The 23940-nt window shown below is 53.8% G+C and carries 21 protein-coding genes; 18 read left to right on the forward strand and 3 right to left on the reverse strand.

Going from position 1 to position 23940, the window contains the following annotated elements; all coding sequences use genetic code 11:
• The 17 genes from AC1MDE_RS17120 to AC1MDE_RS17200 form a co-directional block, all read left to right on the forward strand.
• Nucleotides 1–1272 (forward strand): DUF2345 domain-containing protein (locus AC1MDE_RS17120; RefSeq protein WP_480344886.1); only part of this gene is annotated, 1272 nt, incomplete at its 5' end.
• A gap of 14 nt (nt 1273–1286) precedes the next feature.
• Nucleotides 1287–3662 carry a hypothetical protein gene (locus AC1MDE_RS17125; RefSeq protein ID WP_479415043.1) on the forward strand — a complete coding sequence of 792 codons (2376 nt, stop codon included), beginning with the start codon at nt 1287–1289 and terminating at the stop codon, nt 3660–3662.
• A complete protein-coding gene (locus tag AC1MDE_RS17130) occupies nt 3659–4621 on the forward strand; it encodes a formylglycine-generating enzyme family protein (protein WP_479415044.1) in 963 nt (320 codons plus the stop codon). The genes AC1MDE_RS17125 and AC1MDE_RS17130 overlap by 4 nt, the downstream gene beginning before the upstream one ends.
• Nucleotides 4622–5072: 451 nt before the next feature.
• Nucleotides 5073–5906, forward strand: coding sequence for a formylglycine-generating enzyme family protein (locus tag AC1MDE_RS17135; RefSeq protein ID WP_479415045.1), 834 nt, complete (start codon nt 5073–5075; stop codon nt 5904–5906).
• A gap of 538 nt (nt 5907–6444) precedes the next feature.
• Complete coding sequence (locus tag AC1MDE_RS17140) at nt 6445–6822, forward strand: hypothetical protein (protein WP_479415046.1); 378 nt, start codon at nt 6445–6447, stop codon at nt 6820–6822.
• A 12-nt stretch (nt 6823–6834) separates the two neighbouring features.
• Nucleotides 6835–7095 carry a PAAR domain-containing protein gene (locus AC1MDE_RS17145; protein ID WP_479415047.1) on the forward strand — a complete coding sequence of 87 codons (261 nt, stop codon included), beginning with the start codon at nt 6835–6837 and terminating at the stop codon, nt 7093–7095.
• Complete coding sequence (locus AC1MDE_RS17150; protein ID WP_479415048.1) at nt 7095–8285, forward strand: hypothetical protein; 1191 nt, start codon at nt 7095–7097, stop codon at nt 8283–8285. The genes AC1MDE_RS17145 and AC1MDE_RS17150 overlap by 1 nt, the downstream gene beginning before the upstream one ends.
• Before the next feature lie 512 nt (nt 8286–8797).
• The gene (locus tag AC1MDE_RS17155) at nt 8798–11686 is read left to right on the forward strand and encodes an ImcF-related family protein (protein WP_480344887.1); all 2889 of its coding nucleotides are present in this window, start codon (nt 8798–8800) and stop codon (nt 11684–11686) included.
• Entirely contained in the window at nt 11683–13266 is a 1584-nt protein-coding gene (gene tssA, locus AC1MDE_RS17160; RefSeq protein ID WP_479415050.1) for a type VI secretion system protein TssA, read from the forward strand. The genes AC1MDE_RS17155 and tssA overlap by 4 nt, the downstream gene beginning before the upstream one ends.
• 19 nt (nt 13267–13285) lie before the next feature.
• Nucleotides 13286–15049 carry a type VI secretion system baseplate subunit TssF gene (tssF, locus tag AC1MDE_RS17165; RefSeq protein WP_058961980.1) on the forward strand — a complete coding sequence of 588 codons (1764 nt, stop codon included), beginning with the start codon at nt 13286–13288 and terminating at the stop codon, nt 15047–15049.
• A complete protein-coding gene (tssG, locus tag AC1MDE_RS17170; protein WP_058961981.1) occupies nt 15004–16101 on the forward strand; it encodes a type VI secretion system baseplate subunit TssG in 1098 nt (365 codons plus the stop codon). Before tssF ends, tssG begins: the two co-directional genes overlap by 46 nt.
• Nucleotides 16076–16615, forward strand: a complete 540-nt coding sequence (gene tssJ, locus AC1MDE_RS17175; protein ID WP_058961982.1) for a type VI secretion system lipoprotein TssJ — start codon at nt 16076–16078, stop codon at nt 16613–16615. Before tssG ends, tssJ begins: the two co-directional genes overlap by 26 nt.
• Nucleotides 16615–17055 (forward strand): type VI secretion system baseplate subunit TssE, encoded by a 441-nt coding sequence (gene tssE / locus AC1MDE_RS17180; RefSeq protein ID WP_058961983.1) that lies wholly within the window; start codon nt 16615–16617, stop codon nt 17053–17055. Before tssJ ends, tssE begins: the two co-directional genes overlap by 1 nt.
• A gap of 19 nt (nt 17056–17074) precedes the next feature.
• Complete coding sequence (locus tag AC1MDE_RS17185) at nt 17075–18202, forward strand: VasL domain-containing protein (protein WP_479399901.1); 1128 nt, start codon at nt 17075–17077, stop codon at nt 18200–18202.
• A 150-nt stretch (nt 18203–18352) separates the two neighbouring features.
• Nucleotides 18353–19684 (forward strand): sensor histidine kinase, encoded by a 1332-nt coding sequence (locus AC1MDE_RS17190; RefSeq protein WP_479403256.1) that lies wholly within the window; start codon nt 18353–18355, stop codon nt 19682–19684.
• 4 nt (nt 19685–19688) lie between these two features.
• Complete coding sequence (locus AC1MDE_RS17195) at nt 19689–20300, forward strand: response regulator transcription factor (protein WP_045834320.1); 612 nt, start codon at nt 19689–19691, stop codon at nt 20298–20300.
• 86 nt (nt 20301–20386) lie between these two features.
• Nucleotides 20387–20860 (forward strand): GlcG/HbpS family heme-binding protein, encoded by a 474-nt coding sequence (locus AC1MDE_RS17200; protein WP_034830213.1) that lies wholly within the window; start codon nt 20387–20389, stop codon nt 20858–20860.
• Nucleotides 20861–20990: 130 nt separating this feature from the next.
• On the opposite strand, the gene AC1MDE_RS17205 is transcribed toward AC1MDE_RS17200, so the two are convergent.
• The 3 genes from AC1MDE_RS17205 to AC1MDE_RS17215 form a co-directional block, all read right to left on the reverse strand.
• The gene (locus AC1MDE_RS17205) at nt 20991–21773 is read right to left on the reverse strand and encodes a molybdate ABC transporter permease subunit (RefSeq protein WP_160866986.1); all 783 of its coding nucleotides are present in this window, start codon (nt 21771–21773) and stop codon (nt 20991–20993) included.
• A complete protein-coding gene (locus AC1MDE_RS17210; RefSeq protein ID WP_479403254.1) occupies nt 21773–22696 on the reverse strand; it encodes an extracellular solute-binding protein in 924 nt (307 codons plus the stop codon). The genes AC1MDE_RS17205 and AC1MDE_RS17210 overlap by 1 nt, the downstream gene beginning before the upstream one ends.
• A 114-nt stretch (nt 22697–22810) precedes the next feature.
• Nucleotides 22811–23371, reverse strand: a complete 561-nt coding sequence (locus tag AC1MDE_RS17215; RefSeq protein WP_479415053.1) for a thioredoxin — start codon at nt 23369–23371, stop codon at nt 22811–22813.
• 288 nt (nt 23372–23659) lie between these two features.
• On the opposite strand from AC1MDE_RS17215, the gene AC1MDE_RS17220 reads away from it, so the two are divergent.
• A complete protein-coding gene (locus AC1MDE_RS17220) occupies nt 23660–23929 on the forward strand; it encodes a hypothetical protein (RefSeq protein ID WP_045813827.1) in 270 nt (89 codons plus the stop codon).
• Nucleotides 23930–23940: the final 11 nt, after the last annotated feature.

Raw genomic sequence — 23940 nt, forward strand, 5'->3', positions numbered from 1 at the left:
GTGGTGTTTGATGCGGACGAGGATGGCAAGGATCGCGGCCTGGAAAGCATGCCCGTTCGCCTCGCGAAACCTTACGGTGGAGATATGTACGGCTTCCACTTCCCGCTGATACAGGGGACGGAGGTGGCAATAGCGTTTCGTGAGGGAGACCCGGACCAGCCGTATATCGCTCATGCGCTGCATGATTCTCGTCATGTGGATCACGTCACCGAGAAAAACAGCACCCGCAATGTTATCCGTACGGCAGGGCTGAATAAACTGCGCATGGAGGACAAGCGTGGAGAGGAGCATATCAAGCTCAGCACGGAGTATGGTGGCAAGACGCAGCTGAATCTGGGGCATAACGTGAGTGCAACCCGGGAGTTACGCGGTGAAGGGGCTGAACTCCGGACCGACAAGCATATTGCGATTCGGGGCGGAGCAGGGGTGTTAATTTCCGCAGATAAACAGCCAAAATCCCAGGGCAGTATGCTGGATATGAATACAGCAATTGCAGAACTGCAGAGCGCGCTTCAGATGGTCACTGCGCTTGCACAGAGTGCTCAAACATCCGGTGCGCTTGAGTCTGATGCTCAGTCCCAACAAAAATTAGCGGAAGCGCTTAATCAGTTAAAAGATGCCGGAATTCTGCTTTCTGCACCCGCAGGCATAGCCGCAGCAACGGCGAGCAATATTCAACTCTCTTCAGGCCAAAGCCTGACGGCAACAGCAGGCAAAAATGTCGATATGAGTATTGTGAAACGTTTCACTGTTGCGGCGGGTGAAGCCATCAGCCTTTTTGCGCACCGGATGGGGCTAAAAGTATATGCAGCAAAAGGCGATGTCGACATTCAGGCACAAACCGATGCCATGCGCCTTCAGGCAAACAAAAATTTGGCGGTTAACAGTATCAGCGGGGAAATAATCCTTAATGCCAGCCAGGGAATTACCCTGACCAGCAAAGGTGGCGCCTATATAAAAATTAAAGACGGATCCGTAGAAATAGGTGCTCCTACGAGGATATCTCTTAAAAGTGGAGATATTGCGTGGGGTGGTAATGCCTCACTGGAGATTGCACTTTCAGCCGTTCCCGTCAGCGACCCGCAGTTTACGAACACAATGAATGGTCGTTTCTGTGTACTGGATCAGGCCACACAAAAGCCTAAAGCCTATATACCTTACCGAATTGAAAGCGCAGACGGACAAATCCTGCGTGGCGTGACGGACGAGCAGGGATATACGCAAGCGCACTACGGCCTGAACGAGGCCGCGATATCACTGCATTACGAATAAAGGGACTTTAATCAATGAGCGCGAAACACCCTCCCGCGGCAGAAAATGCACTGAGCAAAAAAGACGGTAACACTGTTAATGCGCATTACACCTCCTGCCAGTGCTATTTCCGACCGGAAACCACGGAAGTCATTTTCCTGGATGAATCTGATTCAGGTGAGTTTGATGATTTAACCAGCAAGCTAAGTGAGTTGATGGACAGGCTTGAAAAGGCACGGGTCCGTCATTCAGCGGCGATTGAGGCTTATTATAAAAAGCGTAATGACATAGCCAGTCAGGAAGCGCTACCGGCCTATTTCGATGCGGTCGTGTCGACGGAAATAGAGACTGAAAAAGCGACAGAGGCGCTGCATAAGGAGGTGGGGGAGTTTGATGAGCAAGCGGGTTATGCCGGTCTCGTTGAACTTATTCCTCTTGAGCCTCTGAAGAAGGGCATCTACGGGCGATTCTACTGTTACATGAAGAAAACGGACTACGAGGCTTTCTCGGGCAGGATGACGGTCATCAGCCTGAACAACCTGGGTGCAGAGGATTTTTACCAGCGTGATAAGGACGGGAACATCATTGCTATCAGCACGAAAGCGATACGGGAACGTTTTCAGAAGGTCAGAGAGTCGCTCACGCAAATGTCCTCAGGAAACACCGCCTTCGGTGCGGACGGAACGTATGAGGCCAGCCTGACTGAGTGGGCAGAGGCCTGGAACGGGCAGGATGACTATGCTGCACAGGGGCGCGTAATAGATGTCTCCGCAGGCGCACAGTTTCTCCGTTTTTCCTCTAACGCGGGTGCGCAGCTTGACTGGAACCGGAATGAAAATGCGGGAAGCATCAGCGGCGAGGCTGAGGCAATGCTGACGCTTGCAGAGGCGTACGTCAAAGCCACCTTTTATCAGCCGGATCGTGGCGGGTGGCAGTTGAAATTTATCATCAACGATGAAAATAAAGAGGCGAACCTGGGCGTGCTGCGCTCAAGGATTGATACGGGACTGACGGGATTTGCAGGCGCCTCAGCGAGGATAGAAGGGAATCTGCAATTTGTGGTGAGTGACGGACAGCAGAAGCTGATGGGTGTCCGCGCGCCATACTCCCGCTTTGCACAGCGTCAGAAAGGGGTCATGGTTGATACGGAAAAGGAGACATCTGCCGCAACGTCGGTCAAGGCAGAGTTGTTCGCGGGTGTATCCGCCGGCGGGACCTTTGGCGGCGCGCTGCAGTGGCTGAAGCCGTTTGAGTCTCTGGTAGACCACCTGCCGGATATGTTGCGCACGTTTGGCATGGAGGCGTCGATACCGGACACGAAGGTGCTGGACAAAGTGCTGAGTATCAGCCCTAAATCCGCGGCGTCTGCCCAAAGGGTGGGCAAGTTCACCGATTTTGCTTCCTTTACCAGCGGGCTTGAGGTTCTGGGAGGCGGCGGTTTCTTTGGCGACTTTCAGTTCAAGTTTGAGGACGGTAGATTCAAATACCGGATTGTGGCCGGGGTATGCCTGGGCCTTGGGGCTAAAGGCTCAGCGCAGGGAGAGATTGCGCCAAAACAGTTTACCGAGTTTGCAGTTTGGGCCGTTTACCAGCTATACGGAATGGATTACCGGCATTTGAAGGTGTTTGCTCAGGATGCTTTTAAGGCGTTGACCTACATTATTTTAATGGGGGGGGAGAAAGTTTATTCAGAATATTTTTTAAAGGCTAGCGCTGATTTAAGAGATATCGTTGATGATTTGAAGGGGTTTGTTCAGGATATTTCAAATAATTCCAAATACGCAGTTGAAGCTTCAACAAAGCGTAATTACTTCGCGGACTACATCAATAAAACCCCCACACAGATTTTTCATTTTACTCCAGAAGGCAAGGGTATCGCGCTTCACCTGCTGACCCAGGATGGATTTTATGACCGTATCGACCCTGAAAATCACAAATTAGTTTCTCTGGTAAATAACACAGAAAATGGGCTTTTCTCTGTGCCTGATACGGGGCATGAACGAAAAAAAGCAGTACTGTCGATTTTAAGCAGCATCCAGACCCGTCGCGAGTGGGGCGAGGTGTTGATAAGGATGACGGATGACGGGGAGAAAATTCGGGGTGCTTCATCTTCAGCATTGGCACAGGCTCGCCTGATTAAACGGCAGGAGGCGTTAATACGTACGTTTCTGCAGACTGGGATCAACCAGGACCAGCGGCTGAATGACCTGATTCAGAAGCTGGAGTTGCAGGACTTCCGTGAAGTGTATCGCCGTTTAAAGGAGAAACCGGCTTTCGGCTACCCGTTTGCGCCTAACTGCACGAAGCAGTACGCCCTGTACTGCGAAGATAATCCCTGGTACGCCTCGCTCTGTCATGTGACGCCACAGAGTGCCATCACACAACATAACCTTGAGCCGGCCCGAAAATGAAAAAGAACTTAGCTGTTTTCCTCCTGATACTCCTTTCAGGGTGTGATGATAAAAAAGTGGTCACGCCGCCCCTGACGGCAGAACATAAGAAAGAGCTGGACGTATTCCTCAGTCGCGTCAGAGCTGACATGGTCTACATGCCGGCAGGGACGTTTCTGATGGGGGACTTTTGTTCGGAAATGCGTAATGGCGGGGCGTTTTGCACAAGCGATAAGAATAATAAGCCGGCTCACAAAGTTGAGCTATCAGCCTTTTCAATTTCAAAGAAAAAAATCACGCATGAAGATTATAGCTTTTATCTAAAAATAAGCGGACGTCCTCTTCAGCAATTTGAAAAACCATGGAGAAATAAAGCTCTTTCTGAAATGACGGCTATGAAAGAAGGTCCAGCTATTATTAATTGGCGTGAGGCTGATAATTACTGCACTTGGCTGAAGAAGCAAACTGGTTTTAATTATTCACTTCCGACTGAGGCTCAGTGGGAGTATGCTGCAAGAAATAAAGGGGGTTATGTCAGTATTGCCACTGATGACGGTTCTTTGCGTCATAACCGAAAAACAGATGTTGGTGATAACTTTGCTACGGATCATGACAGACAGACAATTTCAGAGCAATTGGGTATCGACTCCCTGTATGTTTTCTTTCCTGTTGATAAATATCCTCCTTCACCGGCAGGCTTGTATGGTATGGCAGATAATGGAAAGGAGTGGGTTATAGATTGGTATGATCCTGATTGGTACAAAGTATCGACAACAAAGGATCCTCAAGGCCCTGATTCAGGGGTGATCAAAGATAATACCACTGGGCAGTATTGGAAAGTTTTAAAGGGAGCTGACCATCCATCGCCCGGATGGCCTTCAGGTCTTACCTTCAGCCGCAGCTACAAAATTCCCGAACCGGATTTTCCTGCGGGCGTTACTGCTCGTTGTGTGGTGAACCAATCTGCTCCTCTGGAATAAATACACTAATTTATAATTATGGGGTATGCCCCAACCTTCATCAAAAAAAATCAGCAGATATTAACTGCGGCTGTGAAAAAATTGACCAATCTTAAATTTTTGCAAGCATAAATAACTTTTTAAGTCAGTGGTGGTTAAATTTTTCACATAGTCTTCTTAATTCTGGGCTGGACTGGTTAATTAGACGGGGTGAAGAAATGATACGCATTTTTCTGACGTCGGCTAATAATCATGACAAGCAGTTGAATGACCTGATTCAGAAGCTGGAACTTCAGGACTTCTGTGAAGTGCATCGCCGTTAAAAGGAAAAATCGGCTCTCGGCTACCCGTTTGCTCCTAACTGCACGAAGCAGTACGCCCTGTACTGCGAAGATAATCCCTGGTACGCCTCGCTCTGTCATGTGACACCACAGATTGCCATTACAAAACATAACTTTGAGCCGGCCCGAAAATGAAAAGGAATTTAGCTGTTTTCCTCCTGATGCTCCTATCGGGGTGTGATGAAAAAAAGGTGGTCACGCCGCCCCTTACGACAGAACAGAAGAACGAGCTGGACGTATTCCTCGGCCGCGTCAGAGCAGACATGGTCTACATGCCGGCAGGGACGTTTCTGATGGGGGACTTTTGTTCGGAAATGCATAATGGCGGGGCGTATTGCACAGGTGACAAGAGCAACAAGCCGGCTCATATGGTAGAGCTGTCTGCTTATTCGGTTTCAAAATATAAAATCAGTCATGAAGAGTACGCATTGTATCTGAGGTTATCTGGCAGCCCCCCGCAAAATTATAATGATGAAGTGAGTGATAAGATGCTTTCAAGGATGACGATATTAGATAACAGTCCTGCAATAATTGACTGGCGCGAGGCGAATACGTACTGCCGGTGGTTAAAGAAGGTCACGGGTTTAAATTTTTCGCTCCCGACAGAAGCACAGTGGGAATATTCAGCCAGAAATAAAGGGCAGTATGTCATTATTGCCACTGATGACGGTACGCTGCGTTATAACCGGAAAACGGAACGTGGTGAGAACTTTGCGACGGATGAAGATCGTGAGATAGCCGCCCAGCCGTACAGAATCGACTCACCGCTTATCCGCCTGCCAGTAGATAAGTACCCACCTTCACCGGCGGGGCTTTATGGGATGGCAGAGAACGGCAGAGAGTGGGTCATGGACTGGTATGATCCGGACTGGTACAAAAAATCTCCGGTCAAAGACCCTAATGGACCGGAGTACGGCGTGATTAAAGATGAAGAGACAGGGCAATACTGGAAGGTGCTGCGCTGAGCTATCCGGCCTGCACCAGGCCGTCCGTCCGGCCTCACGTTCAGCCGCAGTTATGACATCCCGGAACCGGGATATCCCGCCGGCCATACGGCCCGTTGCGTAGTGAATGAGCTGGAACCGCTGAATTAGCCTCTGTGATTTAAAAATTAATAAACCGAAATTATGCCGGACTGAACCTGTTACGTCCCGGTATGCCCCCTGTACAGCGAAGATAATCCCTGGTACGCATCGCTCTGTCATGTGATACCGCAGAGTGCAATTACAAAACATAACTTTGAGCCGGACTGCTTTAATTTCTTAGGATAATGGATTCCCTTTCATTATCAATTGGTGCTGTTGACCCACTGGTATGACGTTCTTATAACGGAAGGTGGAAATAATGAGTGATGCTGAAATGCATGATTCGCTTTTAATGTTAAAAAAAGAGTTGTTGGCTCTAAATTAAGAGATTGATGCTCCATTTAATGTGGTTTCTTAAGGGGATGAACTAATCGCCTCGTGGAAAATAGTCGATGCCAAAACAATTGAGCTTTTTGGTATGGAGGGATTGAAAGAGCAGTTTGAACTGAAATTGATTGTTGATGTGGATAACAAAACAGTGCGTTACACAGCAAAATCGACAGGCATTAACTGGGACGCGCAATTAAAACGTTTTATTAAGAAAAAAGAAGTGTGTCTGGGAAGTCGTAAGGAATTCTGTCAGGGAGCTTCATGGGGGATTAAAGAGGACGGTTCATTCGGTCAGCAATATGCTTACAAATTCAGAACGCGAGACAATATAAACCCAATTTTTAAGATTGTGCAGAATTCAGGATGGCACCTGAAACTCAGTGCAACAGATAAGGTGGGATATCACATTTTCACCATTCTGATTGCGGTAATGGTGATCTGTGGTTTGGTGGTTTACCTGTTTTAAGGAGAGAAATGAGTGAAAGGAGTGATTCGTATCGGGGATACCCTGTCCAGCGGTGGCACCGTCCTTCAGGGCAGTTCCGGGGTAAGATTTCAGGGTAAGGACGTTTCCTGTGCTGGGGATAAGGTGGTGTGCTCGGCCCATGGCGGGACGACCATTGCAGAAGGCGATGAAGTGGCAAAAATTAACGGTAAACCTGTTGCACTTCAGGGGCACCGCTGTGGTTGTGGCTGCACGTTAATCTCCTCATTACCCATTGCCGGAAGGCGTCAGTAATGCCCATTGAACTGGAAAAAATCCCGCCAAAGCGGCAACTGCCGGAGGCGCCTTCATCATTGCGATGGATCCTGGTCATTGCACTCCTCACGTTAAGTGGTGTGATGCTCTCTCTCTGGCTGTGGCCCAGGGATATGCCTACAAACTCTGTCTGGTTCTGGTTTTGCACGCTGGCAATACCTCTCTCTTCTGGATTTGCGTGTTACGGTTTCCGGCTAAAGGCTTATGAAAATGAGAGGGATAAGGCCTGCTACTGGAACCAGCTTCATCAGCAACAGCATGACAGGTATGTGGAGCAGGGACAGCGAGCTGCTGGTGTGTTGGGCCAGTCTTTTATTACGCCCTACGGTTGCAACAAACTCAGCTCCGTATTGCTCACTCATGGCAGCATGCTGTGCTCGCAATACAGTCCAGCACTACAGCGTGCGGTTACGACTGCACGTCTGTCAGACTGGATGCCGGATATCCCGTTACAGACCTTTGAAAAAAGGCTGGCTGGTTATCTCAATGACGTTCTTCACATGCTGAAAGCAGAGTTGTCGGCTCTCTCTGATAACAAGATTTCTGTACGTATTCAACACGATGGTGTGCTGACTAATTCGCAGGTGGGGCGGATCTGGCAGAGCATAATTTCACCCACTCATACTTTTTCCCTACTTGAGATTAGCACAGAGGACGCTGGGCTCATGTGGCTGGATCCCTTGCTTGATCAGGATGAAGCAACCGTCATGCTGTCGGTTGAAATCAATCTTTTTCACTCGCTGCGGGATCGCCAGTCTGAGTCAGTATCGGCACTCATACTGGCAACACCAGAATGGTTGTCCCAGCACAACGTTAAATCCGAGGTTCTGATCCATCGCCCGGTTGTGGCAACAGAGCTGATGAGTTCACTGGAGGATGTGCTGCGCTGGGGGAAACTTTCCCATGATGAACCACACACACACTGGCGGTCAGGTGTGAGCCAAATGTCTCTACAGCGTGTAATTCAGCAGGCTGAACGTCTGGGATATGTTCCGGGAAATAAAGAGAGTTACGACATTGACGATCTGTTTGGCGGGCCGGGGGCGGCGACAGGAAATATCGCTTTAATCTGCGCCAGTGGACATGCTGCGTTGTCAGGAAACCCGCAGTGGGTAATGGTTGAAGATAATAATGCCCATCAATTAATTGTGCGTAAATCAGAAAGCTGAAGGAACGCTGTATGATTAAAAATAAACGGATAAGTACCTGGGTTATCATCACCGTTATATTCATAGTAAGTGCCGGCCTCATCTGGTCAGATAATCCATTTTTACACCTCAGCGGTCGTGAACAAAAACTTTATGCATCATTAATCACTGCTGTGATGTGTCTGCTTTTATTACTGATGGACGAACTGCTCATCGAGGCGTGGCTCTGGCTGGTATCACGGACTTTCCTGCAGCGATTATTAACGCTCACAGGGACCAAAACACAACAGACAGAGCATGCGCCTGATAACGACTTTTATCGGGACACGTTAAAACAGTGCAGACTTCATCTGCGTGTAAATTCTGGCCTACGCTGGCGGCATAATGTTCGCGTCATACTCATCACCGGGAGCGTTGCGGATGTAGAGTCTCTGATCCCCGGACTCCCGACTCAGCTCTGGCAGGAGGACGGCGGTACACTTTTATTCTGGGGGGGAGACCCGTCGGAAAACCTTAACAACAGCTGGTTTAAAATGCTGAGTGGCTTTAGCCGCCGTCCGGCTGATGCAATGGTGTACGTTACGTCTGCTGCGGACCGATGTGCGGCAAGTCGTCGCGACGCCTCAGCATCTTTACCGCCAGCAATGAACATTGATGTTATCGTTCGGGGGATCGCAGCCCGTTATGATACCCTGGGGTGGCATCTTCCACTGTTTATCTGGTCGCTCCATCGGCGCACCGGTGAGCAAAAGGATCGTATCACTCAGCCCCTGGGCTGCCAGTTGCCTGAAACCAGTAATGTTGATGCTCTGCTGGCAGAACTCACAGGCCTACTCACCTCACAGGGTATTCAGCAGGTGGCTGGTAATCCGCAGCATCACTTTCTTCTCGGCCTAGCTGACCAGCTCAGCCGAAGTCCCGAGTCTGTTACTGCGATGATTTCTGCCTTTCGGCCCCCACGCCGCCCACTCCTGCTGGCAGGCCTTGTTTTCAGTGCCCCTTCTGGAAAAGTCGAGGGTGGCATACCGCACCGCTGGATACAGGACAATCGCTGGGATGCGTTGCCCGCGTCTTCAAATGAACTCCCTGCTCATCTTCGCCCGTCTCGCTATGGCATGCAGTGGAGTCGCATATTCGCTGCAACCGCCTGTGCGTTAGTCATTCTGTGGGGGGCGGGGATGCTGGCCTCTTTCGCCGCCAATCGCAGCATTATCGGTGATGCCGTACAGGTGACTGAAAACGCTTCTGACAGCAGTCAGTCTTTAAAACAACGGCTTGCTGCGATGGGCGTGCTTCAGGATACGATCGGACAATTACAGTATCGCCAGGAGCATGGTACGCCCTGGTACAGTCGTCTTGGACTGAGTCAGAACGAAGAACTGCTGTCTGCCCTGTGGCCTCGTTACCGTAAGGCGGCCCTGCCTCTGCTTCGCGATGCCGCAGCCTTGCAGCTTACTGACGCACTGAAAGCCTATGCCGCACTCCCACCCGACAGCCCATTGCGGGAAACGCAGTCAAAGCAGGCCTACACGCAGCTCAGGTTGTATCTGATGCTGACGCGCCCTGAACGTATGGACCCCAGTTGGTTCAGCCAGGCACTGATGCAAAACTGGACGCAGCGGCAGAGTCTGGACCAGGCATACTGGCAGGGCGCCGGGAGTCCGCTGCTGGCTTTCTATGCAGAGAATTTCAATGCTCACCCTGAATGGGCGCTGAAAGCAGACCCGGAGCTGGTCAGGCAGGTGCGCACCCTGCTGGTACGTCAGATGGGAGTAACCAACAGCGAAACCCGCCAGTACCAGCGGGTGCTGGCGCAGGTGGCGCACCAGTATGCCGATATGCGCTTGGCAGACATGACCGGCGATACGGATGCGGGGCGCCTGTTTACCACCGATGAAGTGGTGCCCGGCATGTTCACCCGTCAGGCGTGGGAAGACGGCGTTAAACCCGCGATTGAAAAGGTGGCGCGGGAGCGGCGTGAGGAGATGGACTGGGTACTCAGTGATGCGCCGCCGCCCGCCGGTGATGCTTCCTCACCCGAAGCGCTGGAGGCGCGGCTCACCAGCCGATACTTTGCCGACTACAGCGCCGCCTGGCTGAATTTCCTCAACAGCCTGCGCCTGCAACCTACTCCGACATTGTCAGACGCTATTGACCAGCTCACACTGATGGCAGATGTGCGCCAGTCACCGCTGGTGGCGCTGATGAACACCCTCAGCGTGCAGGGGCGGACCGGGCAGAGTGGGGATGCCATTGCTGACTCGCTGGTGAAGTCTGCGCAGAACCTGCTCAGTCGGGAAAATCGCCCTGTCATTGACCAGAACAGCGGCCCGAGCGGCCCACTCGATGCGACTTTCGGCCCGCTGCTGGCGCTGACTGACAGTCAGGGCAGCAGCAGTATGAGCCTGCGCACCTTCCTGACGCGCATGACTCAGGTGCGTCTGCGCCTGCAGCAGGTCACCAACGCGGCAGACCCGCAGGCCATGACGCAGACGCTGGCGCAGACGGTGTTTCAGGGGAAAACCGTGGACCTGACTGACACGCGTGATTACGGCAGCCTGGTCGCCGCCGGGCTGGGGCAGGAGTGGATCGGTTTCGGGGAGACGGTGTTTGTGCGCCCGATGGAGCAGGCCTGGCAGCAGGTGCTGATGCCGGCTGCGGGCAGCCTGAACGCCCAGTGGCAGCAGTCGGTGGTGAACGAGTGGAACAGCGCATTTGGCGGCCGTTATCCGTTTAAAAATGTCAGCAGTGAGGTGTCACTGCCGCTGCTGGCGAAATACCTGAACGCGGACAACGGACGCATCACCCGCTTCCTGCAGTCGCGTCTGAGCGGCGTGCTGCACCGCGAAGGCACCCGCTGGGTACCGGACAGTATCAACGCCCAGGGGCTGACGTTTAACCCGGCCTTTCTGCAGGCGCTTAATCAGCTCAGCCGGATTTCCGACGTGGTGTTCACCAATGGAGAGGCCGGGCTGCATTTTGAACTGCGCCCCGGTACGGCAGCAGACGTGATGCAGACTGACCTGATTATTGACAGTCAGAAGCTCACCTACATGAATCAGCAACCGGTGTGGAAACGCTTCACCTGGCCGGCCGACACAGAAGCGCCGGGCGCATCACTGAGCTGGATAAGCACGAAGGCCGGCACCCGCCAGTATGGTGATATGCCGGGCAGCTGGGGCCTGATTCGCCTGCTGGATAAGGCTCAGGTCAGCGCCAATCCGGGCATCCGCAGCAGCTGGCGGCTCACCTGGCAGGCTCCCGACGGCCGCCCGCTGAACTACATTCTGCGAACAGAAGCGGGGGAAGGGCCGCTGGCGCTGCTGAAGCTGCGCAACTTCACGCTCCCGGCGGAAATATTCATTATCAGTGACGCCTCGGACGTGCCGGATGAAACTTTTGTCAGCGAGGAAGACTCATGACCCTGCAATCCCTGATTAATGCCTGCGGTGCGAATGCTGACCATCTTCACGTGCTGGCTACTGAGTCTGTTTCTCTGTGGGAGCCGTGGCTGAAACCCCTGGCGGGCACCCAAGCAGCAGGCGAAGACCCGACCTACAACGATGCATTCCAGCAGATGCAGCAGGAGATGAACCGTTTGTCTGGCGCGGATACGGCGCTTATCTGTGCGCTGGCGGAGCAGGTACTGACGACGGAAGCCAAAGATATCCGCGTGGCAGTCTGGTACTGCTGGGCGCGCCTGCAACAGAACGGTGAAGACGGGTTTGCAGACGGTCTGGCCCTGCTTGCCGGCCTGCTGCAGCGCTTCGGTGATGCTCTGCATCCGCAACGGGCGCGCAGTCGTGAGGCGGCGCTGGGCTTTCCCGCCAGCGCGCGCATGCTGGATACGCTGACACTATATCCTGAAGTGACGACCGCAACGGCGCAGCGTACCGTGGCGGCGTTGCTGACGATTGATGACGTATGCAGAGCGCAGGGCGGGGCCGGCCTTGGTGGCCTTTACAGCGCGCTGGAGGCAAGGTTGCTGAGGGCAGGCGGCCCGGATGCGGTGGTGCCCCAGACGGCGGCAGACGGTCCCGCATCCCAGTCGTCTTCAGCTTCCGCCGCCCCCGCTCTGGCGGCTATCAGTTCCGGGCGTGATCTGCTGGACCAGGCACGAACGCTGGCCGCTTATCTTCGCGATCAGCCAGGCGGATGGCTGGCCGCGCATAGGCTGATGAAAACCATCCGTCATGACACGCTCAGCCAACTGCCACCGTTGTCCGGCGACGGCAAAAGCCGTATCGAGCCACCCAAGCTGGACCAGCGCGCACAGCTTAAACGCCTGTGGCTGCAGCAGAGCTGGGCCGAACTGGCCGAGCAGGCCGACAGCCTATTCAGCCGGGGCGGCAATCACTTCTGGCTTGACCTGCAGTGGTATCAGCACCAGGCGCAGCTGCGCTCGGGCAATGCGGCGCTGGCGGCGATTGTTCAGGACGACCTTAAGGGCCTGCTGTCGCGCCTCAACGGGCTGGAAACGCTGGCTTTCAGTGATGGAATGCCGTTTGCGGATGAGGTCACCATGGGCTGGATCCAGCAGCATGTGCTGATGCCTGCTGGAGTGTTTGGAACAGAGACTGGCTCTGTGACTGCTGGCGCTGAAGATGATGTGCTGCAGCTTGAGAGCGAGGCCACTGACCTGGCAGACAGGGAAGGCATTGAGGCTGCGCTGGCCTGGCTGCAGCAGCGGCCCGGCATCACGTCACCTCGCCAGCAGTGGTTATTACGTTTGCTGATGGCCAGACTTGCCGAGCATTTTGGCCGTCAGGAAATGGCGCTTCATCTGCTATGTGCGCTCGATACGCAAGCAGAGAGTATGACGCTGGGCGAGTGGGAGCCATCTCTGTTGTTTGAGGTGCAGTCCCGCAGGCTGAAGCTGTTGCGCAGCCGTGCAGGCCGAAGCGAAGCGGATAAAACCAGGACGCACACAGAGATGGAAAGACTACTTTCATCGCTTATCCGGATTGATGCCGCTCGTGCTGCCATACTGACCACTTCGTAAAGGAAGACGAAACCCGTTTATGAAAGACTTAACCCTGCGTTATTACGATAACGAAATGCGCTATCTGCGCGACGCCGCCAGAGAATTTGCCGAAACTCATCCTGACCGCGCCGCCATGCTCAACCTGGACCGCGCAGGCACGCCAGATCCTTTTGTGGAGCGCCTGCTTGAAGGATTTGCTTTTTCCGTCGGTCGACTGCGTCAGAAGATTGATGATGACCTGCCGGAGCTGACCGAAGGTCTGGTCAGCATGCTCTGGCCGCATTACCTGCGCACTATCCCGTCACTGAGCATAGTGTCGCTCTCGCCTGACCTGCCAAAAATGAAAATGGCGGGGACTGCTCCCGCCGGGCTGGAGGTGTATTCCCGCCCGGTAGGCCCCAAAAATACTGTCTGCCACTACCGCACCACAAAGCCGGTTACGCTTAATCCGCTGTCAATCTCAGGCGTGGTCATGGGCACCGAGCCGGACGGACGTTCCGTGTTGCGTCTGCGCATAGCCAGCAGCGGGCAGGCGGACTGGAGCCAGTGTGACCTGCGCCATCTTAGCTTGTGGCTGGGAGAAGACGTGCCCGTGGCGACCGCGCTGCATCAGAGGCTGACCCGCCGTCAGGCCGCGATATACGTCCGCCTGGCCGGGCAGCAGGAGCGGATCGCCCTCAACGCCTGGTTCAGCCCGGGTGGATTTGGTGAGGACGACAGACTATGGCCAAAAGGTGACAGCGCCTTCAGCGGCTATCAGTTGCTGCTGGAGTACTTCACCTTCCCGGAGAAGTTTCGCTTTGTGACCCTGAACGGACTGGAAGCTATCCCTCTTCCACCCGGGCTCACGGGGTTTGATATTGAGGTGGTATTCAGTGAGGCGTGGCAGAGTGATTTGCCGGTGACCGATGCTTCGCTGAAACTGCACTGCGTACCGGTGATTAACCTGTTCACGCTGGAAGCAGACCCGCTGACGGTTAACGGACTGGAGAGCGAGTACCTGCTGCGCGCGAAGCGCCTGCAGGACGGACATACCGAAATTTACTCGGTGGATGCGGTCAGCGGTTCAGGGCTGACCGGTGCAGCTGAATACGTTCCGTTCACCAGTTTCCGGCACCGGGGCGGCATGATGCGACGCCTCGCACCTGAGCGCTATTTTCATACGCGCGTTCGAAAAGGCGTGACCGGGATGCACGACACCTGGCTGATACTCGGCGGTCAGCAGTGGGAGGAGGGGGAAGAGCTTTCCCGCGATACGCTCTCGCTGCGTATCACCGGCACCAACGGGCAGCTTCCGCGTCGTGCGCTGCAGAGCACCCTGTTGGACCGCTGCGAACAGGTGCTGCAGACCCCTGTCACGGTGCGCAATCTGACTCGTCCGACACTTCCTGCTTATCCACCCGCTGAGGACCGCTTTCACTGGCGGGTGCTGAGCCACCTCGGTTCCGGCTTCATCAATATGATGACTAGCGCAGAGGTGCTGCGCGGCACGCTGTCGCTGTACAACTGGCAGGATGACGAACTCTGCAACCGCAAACTGGATGCGATCCTTGACGTACAGCATCACCGTCTGCAGCGGTTTGAGTCTGGTTACCTGCTGCGCGGTCTCGACATTGAGGTGACGCTCGACAGCAGCGGTTTTACCGGTGACGGCGATATACACCTGTTCGGCGAGATGCTCAACCGCTTCCTGTCGCTTTATGCAGATATGAACCAGTTCATTCAGCTCTCCCTGATTATCCGGCCTGAAGGAAAATGTATCCGGTGGAAAGAGAATCACAGTCAGCGCCTGCCCGGCTAATCGCGCGGCTGGGTGACCGGCTGCCTTACATGAATTTTTACCGCTTCTGTCAGCTACTGGAAAGGAGCGATCCCGATGCACCCGTGCCGGGCAGCAGCTGGCAGGTGCGGCACGAGCCGGTGCGCTTCCGGCCTCATCCCGGCATGGGCTTTCCGGCAGGGGAAATGCGTGGCGCGGAGGAACCCGCTTATCCGCATCTGCCGCCCACGGTACGCATTAATTTCATGGGGCTCTATGGCACGGCGTCTCCGCTGCCGACGCACTACATTGATGACGTGACGCGGCAACGCGAAGGGCACGAGGCCACCCAGGATTTTCTGGATATCTTCAGCCACCGCCTGACCACCCAGTTTTACCGCATCTGGCGCAAATACACCTACCCGGCGACTTTCGCACCAGGCGGCACCGATGACACCTCTCAGTATCTGCTGGGGCTGGCGGGTCTGGGGATAAGCGGCTGTGCGCAGAATATCGCGACGCCGGTCTCGCGATTCCTGGCGTTGCTGCCGGTGATGCTGCTGCCCGGTCGAACCGCCGAAGGGGTCTCCTCGCTAGTGAAGCTGCTGGCACCGGACACGCGCGCGCAGGTCGTGCCCTGGGATTCACGTCGTATTCCCCAATCCTCAATACTGAATATGAGCACGCGCCACCCTGTCAGTCTGACGCATCGACCGGTGGTGGGGACGCATGCCACAGACGTCAACGGTCAGGTATTGCTGAGGCTGATCACCGAAAACCCTGCGGAAGTCCGGGGCTGGCTCCCTGGCGGGCAACTGCACGGCGACTTGATGGCGCTGTTGCATGTTTATCTGGGGGCAAAGCTGGATGCACGACTGGAGCTGTGCGTTGACCGCGCAATGATGCCTGATGCACAGCTAAGCTGCCGGAAGGAGGGGGCGCAACAACTGGGACGCACGGCGGTGCTTCCTCTGACACAACCCTCGGGCTCCCGCGAGTCTAACCAGATATCCATACAGCTCGGTCGCTATCAGCGCGTCCGGGTGCAACCTTCAAGGATCGAAACCGATGAACAGGGCGACTATCGCTGGTAAAACGCTTATCCCTCTTATGCTGGCACTGAGCGTCAGCAGCTGCGGTCTGACGCAGAAAGTATCAGAGGGCACCGTCTCCGTAACAAAATCCATTTTTTACAAACAAATACGCACACTGCATCTCGATTTTCGCGCTCGTGAAGGGGCAAACCGCAACGCACAGGGTGCTGCGCTCTCAACCGTGGTGCGCATCTGGCAACTGAAGGACAGTAGCGCTTTTGACGCCTCAGACTACCCCTCGCTATTCACTGCTGACAGTCAGGTTCTGAAGGCGGACCTGCTGGCACAAATGGACATACGCATCCGCCCGGGTGAGTCAGTCAGTATTGATATGCCGATGGACGATAAAGCGGAGGTCGTGGCGGTGGCCGGCCTCTTCCTCTCGCCGGACACTCAGGATGATCAGTGGCGACTGCTGCTGACCCGCGATGATCTCGACCCGGATAAGGCGCGCGTGATTGAACTGGGTGACGGTACACTGACTTTGGTCGCGGAAAAGGCTAAAAGACCCTGATGATGCCTTCACTTTATGAGATCCTTTACGGCAATTTTAGTGGCGGGCTGGCGCTCGATGCCGTGAGCGAACGGGACCAGGTCATTCTTTCGGTGCTGGATAACCTGCAGCGCATCCTCAACACCCGTGCAGGCTCAATTGCACACATCCCCGATTATGGACTGCCGGATATGACGAGCATCCTGCAAGGGATGCCGGGCACTGCGCACCAGCTGCTTCACACCTTTTCAAGCGTGTTGCTGAAGTACGAACCGCGCCTTAAGCGTATTGAGGTGGCATTGCTGGAACAAACGGTGCCAGGCGAATTGCGCTACGCCATTGAAGCCGAACTCACCGGTATTGGCCTGGTGCGCTACGGCACGGAATTCAAACCAGAGGGCAGAGTGTTGCTGCGTCACTTAAAGCAACAGCAGTTAATGGGCAGTGGTTTGACGGGATAAACAAGGAAGGTTGTTGAATATGAATCAGGTGATTAAAACCGGTGCAGATCCGCGCACCTTACCAGGCTATTCCCAGTTGCGGGAAGAGATGAGTAAGCTGACGCATCCCGCCCGGCCCGATGTTGATTGGGGCAAAGTGGAGAGACTCACGCTGGGGTTGTTTGAACAAAATGGACTGGAGTTGCAGAGTGCGGCCTGGTTCACTTTGGCGCGTGCCAACAACGCGGGTTTGAGGGGGCTCAATGAAGGCTTGAATCTGATTGACGCGCTGGTGGTACATCAGTGGTCGATTTTCTGGCCGCTGGCGATTGATGCGCGCGCCGATATCCTCAGCGTGATGTTTCGACGTCTGCAAAGTCTCTACCGTGGCTGGCAGGTGGTGGGCAGCGAGATGGCGGCGCAGTTATTAGAAACGGAGCGCTTGCTGATATCCCTGCGTGAAGCGTTGTTACGTTTTGGTATCAGGGAATTCGCGCAGGCTAATACGTTATTGCATCAGGTCAAACACTCCATAACGCAGCTTCAAGAAAGACTGCCCTCTCCGGTGCAGCTTATTCCGGCAGCACTCAACAGTGAACACCACAGCGATCAGGCTCGCGTTTATGTGGTCTATCCTGATGCGGATGAGCAGCAAGACGCGCCCACAACGGCATCATCATTAAAATCATTTGTGAGTGGGGCCTGCTGTGCCTTACTGGCTGGCGTTTTAGTCTTTGTCTGTGGCAGTTGGTATCGATACGAACAGCATCAGCACTTGATGGCCTCTCAAGCCCTGCTCGAACAACAGCGCAGAGAGAAACAAGCGATATCGTTGGAAAAATTACAGAGCTGGCATCGTGGTATGGCGCAGTTGGAAAATATGGCTGAACAACTCAATGGACTAGATAAAACTAAAGGGAAATATCTCACGGTGAGTGAGCTTAAAACGGGGATTTTTTCCGCGATGCAGGCCTTTAACCAGCAGATTCCGGTTGAAGAGCAACTTCGACGTTATGCTGAAGGTAACGGTGATCAGTTGAGTGAACAAACACAGACGGGATTACTGTTAAAACAGCTGATGTTTCGTTATCAACTCATACAACAGGATCACGCAGAGTCGCTCACCGATCGGGAAAAAGCCAATCTAAATCAAAGTCGTACCAGGTAGACTTCTGAAATCAGCGCTAAACCATTAAAACAGATTGAATCCAATGGGTGGGCAGGTTACAACGTTGCAAAACCATGAATGGATGCTGGTGCAGTATCGACAACCCTCCTGACCCGGAGGGCTTTTTTATCGCTTTAACAACGGAAAACTATGCCTCACACTTACCGCCCATGGATGAAAAGGTATTGGCTGGTCTGGCTACTTCTCACGCTGGTGACTTTGTTCGCATTACTTGCCGAACAAATCCTGGATCAACGGCGCACGCGTGAAGCGGAATTCCATCAGCATTTCAGTCGTATTGCGGCCTATTTAACGCAGAATGAAACTCTGTTGCCATTATTGACGGGTGATGAAAACCTTACTGAATTGCAGAAGAAATTTCCGCAAATCGTGCAGCTTGAGCACACACAGAACAGGCCGCTAACCGGCCCGCGGTTTGAAGATGCCAGCGAAGGACGGTACTGGCTGTATAACCCCTATCGACAATTCCGCATGCTGGTGGATTTGCATTTTGCCGTGCAAGCCCCAGAGGTCGGGTTGGCACTTGCATTTCATATTCATGCTCAGCCCGCAATATCAACTTCGGCCTATTCTGAAACGGCGCGTTGGCAATGGCAGCGTCCGTTTATCAACCTCTACCAACCTTTTCTGATTAAAGGCAGCGCGAATCCTGATTGGCGTGCGCTGCATGTCGCTCCGCCCCTGCTGGCGTTGATGTTGTGGCTCATCATCGGTTTTCTCGGTTGGGAATTATTGCGTCACTGGCGACAAAACGTCGAAATGCGTCTGCGGGCTGACTATTTCCAGCGCACGCGGCGTGAATCTTTGGGTGAATTCACGGCGGGTATCATCCATGAAATTAACCAGCCGCTCACCGCGATTAACACGTGGTTACACACCAGCCAGCTGCTGCTTAAGCAAGGCAAACACGATAGCCTGCCGCAGACACTCGGTGCCGTCAGTTTACAAACTGAACGATTGGCCGGATTGCTGCAACGTTTTCGCGACATTGTCAGCGAACGCCCGGTGGCGATGACTGCGATCGGTGTTGAATCAACATGGCGGCGAGTCACGGTGCTATTACAACAAGAACTGGATGCGGGCGCTGTGGTGCTTCATCAGCAGTTTCAGCATGACCACGCGCGTGTTATCGGCGACGAACAATGGCTCGAACAGGTCTTTCACAATCTGCTACAAAATGCGATCCACATGCAGCAAGGGCAGGCGGATGCGTGGGTGGCTATCAATTCAGAACGCCTGGCGCACGAGATTAAAATCATCATCAGTGATAACGGACCAGGCTTTTCTGTCGAAGGATTAGCGCAGGCCTGTATGCCGTTTTACAGCTCGCGACCAGAAAGCATGGGGCTTGGCATGACGCTGGTTGAGAGCTTGATGTTACGCATGAATGGCCAGCTGCGGCTGGCAAACCGCGCCGAAGGCGGCGCGGAAATCACCCTAATTTTCCCACTGGCGGAGTAACGGAATGAGCGCAAAAGTTTGGTTAGTGGATGATGATTTGTCGGTGCGTGAATCATTGGGTTTTCTCTTAAGAACGCTGGAATATGACGTTGCCGACTTTGCTGATTTGGCCTCATTTGAGGCGGCTACGTCAGCGCAGGAACCGCTGCGCGGCTGTTTGCTGCTGGACGTCCGCATGCCGGGCATCAGTGGCCTTAGCTGGTTGGCAGAGAAGGGCGAAAGGCATCCGCTGCTGCCGGTGATCATCATGACCGGTCATGGCACGATTGAAGCCTGTCGCCGTGCGTTCCGTCAGGGGGCTTTCGAGTTTTACACCAAACCGTTAGAGATTGAACCGTTGCTGGAAAGCGTGCACCAGGCAATGCATGAAAGTGAACAGCGCGCGCAGCGCTGGCAGGCGCAACAGATTTTGCAGTCGCGTTTTGCATTGTTGTCGGTGCGTGAAAACGAAGTGATGCAACTGATGATTGCCGGGCAGACCAGCAAAGAGATAGCGCGTGATTTATCGCTGTCACCACGAACGGTTGAAGCCCATCGCGCCGCAGTTCTGACTAAACTGGAAATGGACAATCTTGCGCAACTGATTCACGCCTGGCAGCAACTTAACCAGGTATAACTACCTGGCAGAACGCGTGATCACCCGAATATTTATTAACCTGCTCTCATTTTACAGTGTCACCTAACATAACTCAGGAGTGACACATGACTATTCGCCTTTCTTTGATTGCTGCTGCGGCGGCATTTGTTTCTTTTGGCAGCCAGGCCGCCGTGACTGAATCCAATCTGTCATTGGCTGAGGCGCAAAAACTGGCCAGCGCAGCTATTCAGTCCTGCGCAGCAAAAAATTACAATGTCACCGTGACAGTGGTGGATCGCGCAGGTTTAGTGACTGCGGTACAGCGTATGGACAATGCCGGTCCGCACACCGTAGAAGCAAGCCGTATGAAGGCCTATACCGCGTTGAGTACCAGGAATCTGAGTGGCAAAGTGATGGAAACGGCACAGAACAATCCAGGCGCGCAGAATATGCGTGACGTACCAGGCTTTCTGCTGTTAGCCGGTGGCGTGCCGGTAAAAAGTGGTAATCAGGTGATTGGTGCGATTGGTGTCGGTGGTGCGCCGGGCGGTAATCTTGATGAGGCTTGCGCGCTGGATGCATTGAAAGCGATTGATTAAGTCATGATGGGCGCAATATATTGCGCCCATCAAGCACATTGTCTGTCGTGTCACTTCAATTAGCCTGTCCAATATAGCCAGGGCACGTCCTGCAGGACACCCGCTACGGAATATCGGTTTCCCTGCCGCGCTATGACTCTACTGATGAACTGCCATAATGTACGCGTCTTGACGCCACAAAACACAGCAGCGGCACCGGTAAGGTAAACAACAGTAGCAACCACAGCAGTACGTACACCGCATCGACGCCGTCATTTTGCAGATTGTTATATAGCTGAACCGGCATGCCCTGAGGGAAATAGGCGAAAATCATGACAATGCCGAACTCACCCATGGCGCGCACCCACGCCAAAGCTGTTGCAGAGGCCAAACCCGGCGCGGCCAGCGGAACCGACAAACGCCAAAATCCTTGCCACGGTGAGGCACCTAAGGTACGACCGGCATCCAGAATATCCTGCGGAACGCCCGCAAAAGCGGAACGTGCAGTGGTAATGAAGTAGGGCAGTGCGCCGTACCATTGCGCCAGAATAAACGCGGCAGGATTGTTAACCAGCGTCCAGCCAAATTTCCCCAGTAATTCCCCCGGAACACTATAAGGTCCGTAAGCGCTCACCAGTAAAATCCCCATTGCCAGCGGAGGCGTCAGTAATGGAATCATCACCAACAGTTCCACAATGGCGCGCGCACGCCCCTTTGCCTGCGACAACCACCACGCCACCGGCAATCCGCTGATAAAGATCAACAGCAGCGCAATCGCGCCCAATCCCAAAGAGGTGGAGATGGCACTCCCATCGCCCCAGGCAAGGTGCATGTGCTGCCATTGAGTGACACCAATCAGGGTGACGAATGGCACGGCCAGCAACATCAGTGCTGGCAGTGACAACCAAAGCGCGGTGGCGTGACCGGTCTTCATTACTGATAAACAGCTCCGCCTTTCGGCGCGGCGTAGCCATTCTGTTTAAACAGCGCCTGACCTGGCTTACTCAGCATGAAATCGACAAAGGCTTTACCCGCCGCCGCACCGTGCGGAGCGTTTTTCAGCACGGCTGCGTAGTAAACCAGCGGTTGAGTGTGCAGCACTTTATCTTTGCCAGCGCTGTCTTTGACGCTGAAGCAGACAGTGTCATACCACTGTTTTGCCATGTCTGGGTTGCTCAGGTTGATCTCATCCGGCAGCGCCACATAAGGCAGATGCGCGGATATCACTTCACTCTCATAACCTGCCGCGGCATCGACCTGACCACTCTCCAGACGAGCCAGCAGGCCACCTTCAAGATGGGTCTGAGCAGGGTTTTGGTAGCCACCGAGAATTTTATCGGCGATGCCAGGCTGCTTGTAATACTTCTCAGCCAGCAGCAGGGTAAAGATAATGTTCTGGCCTTTTGGATCGTTAATCGGATCGGTGCGACCGAATTTAATTCCCGGCGTGGCCAGCACTTTCAGCCAACTGGCATCTGCGCCTTTAGCCTGTGCGAACTGCTGGGCAAATTTGCCTTTCGGGCTGTACGCCACCACCATGCTGGTGCTGGCAACCGGTACGGCATCATCAATCAATCCTGCATCTTTCAAAATCTGCATCGGGCCCGGCGTGATGGAAACGAACACGTCAGCGGTGATTTTCTTACTCGCGAGCAGTCGAGCCATGCCGTATGCGCCCTGGCCTTGCCCTTCATATTTCCCGTCGTTCTGTTTGGCAAAGGCTGGACCTAAAGACTGGTCCATCACTTTTCCCATCGAACCAGCATAAGTTACGCGAATATCGGTACTGGCTTGTGCTTGCAGGCTGACGCCCGCGGCGGCGGTTAACATCAATGCTGTGAGATATCTGACTTGCATTCCCTTTCTCGCTATATAATTAGGTAGATAACGATTATCGGAAATTGTGCAATCAGTGCAAGCTGAAATCTGTTGCGAAATATGGGGATAGCCCGCCGGAGCGGGCTGACGACATCAGGCGAGAATGCGCTGAGCCCAGGATGCAATATCATCACCGCTACCCATATCCAACTGCACCAGCCCGTTGGTGATAAAGGTGGGTGAGACGTGAATACCGTTCTGGCGCGAATACTTGCAGTGCCACTTGATTTCATTTTGCAGCTCGGCGCGCAGGAACGGCGCATGGGCATCGATACCGCTGTATTGTTGCAAACGAGCAAGAATTTGGTGCGGTGTGGCGTCCATGTTCGGCCCATGACTGTGATCGGTGAACTCAAACTCTTCACGATGATCGGCGACCGCCTGCAGCACGCGTTTTGCAGCGGCTTTGCCCTCTGGCAAAGTGGAAGCGGCAAGGATGTAACGAACGATCAGCCCGGAATACATATGCCACGGCTGGGATTGCAGCCGAATCTTTAGCGTCATCTTATCTTCCCCCACCAATGCCAGCAGCGCATCCAGTTTATTAAAGGCACGGACTGAGAACGGACAGGTGGGTTCAAGAAACACTTCAAACACTTTGGGGCCGTGGCCCCAGATCAATGGATCGGCGTGTAACACGGTGGTTTGACTCATATTCATTCCCTGTTGCGAGGTTAAACGTTGCCTTACTTTGGCAAAGCGCGGCGACGACAGCCAGCTTAGGTTTATGCTTTTTTGTTACAAGGACATTTGCGGTCGTCAGCACGATGCAAAATAAAAATCATTTTATAGATCCGCTAACTACAAGAATGTCCGCTGTTCCGGCATTTGCTCAGAAAATAAACGGCTATAGTTATGCCAGCTTTGTTCTCTTTTTGTGCGGTCAGCGCCGCACGTTTTATTCATTTGCCTGGAGCCAATAGATAAGCAACGAGGTTCAATGTGTTTGCCGAAATATCCTGGAAAATCATCCATCAGGTGATCAATCAGACCATTGCGGAGATGGTGGATGAGCAGCAAACGTTGGATGTGGTCAGCCTGCGCAGACGGCTACGTGAGATGGCCGAAAGCGAAACAGATGAAGAGATGGTGCTGTGCTATTGGCAAGCGAGCAAGGTGCTGATGCGTTTACCGCCGACAATCACCGCCAGCCAACTGATTGAAGCAGCGAGGCATGCTTTTCGCAGCCCACTGAATCACGATCCGCTTTAACCCTAAATGCT

It is taken from the genome of Pantoea folii (genome assembly GCF_056678875.1).

What these genes read in the sequence shown, in the direction of transcription:
- AC1MDE_RS17195 (WP_045834320.1), top strand. Translation starts at nt 19,689, where the DNA reads ATGAGCGCAAAAGTTTGGTTAGTGGATGATGATTTGTCGGTGCGTGAA.
- tssG (WP_058961981.1), top strand. Translation starts at nt 15,004, where the DNA reads ATGTATCCGGTGGAAAGAGAATCACAGTCAGCGCCTGCCCGGCTAATC.
- AC1MDE_RS17130 (WP_479415044.1), top strand. Translation starts at nt 3,659, where the DNA reads ATGAAAAAGAACTTAGCTGTTTTCCTCCTGATACTCCTTTCAGGGTGT.
- tssE (WP_058961983.1), top strand. Translation starts at nt 16,615, where the DNA reads ATGATGCCTTCACTTTATGAGATCCTTTACGGCAATTTTAGTGGCGGG.
- AC1MDE_RS17205 (WP_160866986.1), bottom strand. Translation starts at nt 21,773, where the DNA reads ATGAAGACCGGTCACGCCACCGCGCTTTGGTTGTCACTGCCAGCACTG.
- AC1MDE_RS17140 (WP_479415046.1), top strand. Translation starts at nt 6,445, where the DNA reads ATGGAGGGATTGAAAGAGCAGTTTGAACTGAAATTGATTGTTGATGTG.
- AC1MDE_RS17190 (WP_479403256.1), top strand. Translation starts at nt 18,353, where the DNA reads ATGCCTCACACTTACCGCCCATGGATGAAAAGGTATTGGCTGGTCTGG.
- tssF (WP_058961980.1), top strand. Translation starts at nt 13,286, where the DNA reads ATGAAAGACTTAACCCTGCGTTATTACGATAACGAAATGCGCTATCTG.
- AC1MDE_RS17200 (WP_034830213.1), top strand. Translation starts at nt 20,387, where the DNA reads ATGACTATTCGCCTTTCTTTGATTGCTGCTGCGGCGGCATTTGTTTCT.
- AC1MDE_RS17125 (WP_479415043.1), top strand. Translation starts at nt 1,287, where the DNA reads ATGAGCGCGAAACACCCTCCCGCGGCAGAAAATGCACTGAGCAAAAAA.
- AC1MDE_RS17215 (WP_479415053.1), bottom strand. Translation starts at nt 23,371, where the DNA reads ATGAGTCAAACCACCGTGTTACACGCCGATCCATTGATCTGGGGCCAC.
- AC1MDE_RS17150 (WP_479415048.1), top strand. Translation starts at nt 7,095, where the DNA reads ATGCCCATTGAACTGGAAAAAATCCCGCCAAAGCGGCAACTGCCGGAG.
- tssJ (WP_058961982.1), top strand. Translation starts at nt 16,076, where the DNA reads ATGAACAGGGCGACTATCGCTGGTAAAACGCTTATCCCTCTTATGCTG.
- AC1MDE_RS17210 (WP_479403254.1), bottom strand. Translation starts at nt 22,696, where the DNA reads ATGCAAGTCAGATATCTCACAGCATTGATGTTAACCGCCGCCGCGGGC.
- AC1MDE_RS17135 (WP_479415045.1), top strand. Translation starts at nt 5,073, where the DNA reads ATGAAAAGGAATTTAGCTGTTTTCCTCCTGATGCTCCTATCGGGGTGT.
- AC1MDE_RS17155 (WP_480344887.1), top strand. Translation starts at nt 8,798, where the DNA reads ATGCTGAGTGGCTTTAGCCGCCGTCCGGCTGATGCAATGGTGTACGTT.
- AC1MDE_RS17185 (WP_479399901.1), top strand. Translation starts at nt 17,075, where the DNA reads ATGAATCAGGTGATTAAAACCGGTGCAGATCCGCGCACCTTACCAGGC.
- tssA (WP_479415050.1), top strand. Translation starts at nt 11,683, where the DNA reads ATGACCCTGCAATCCCTGATTAATGCCTGCGGTGCGAATGCTGACCAT.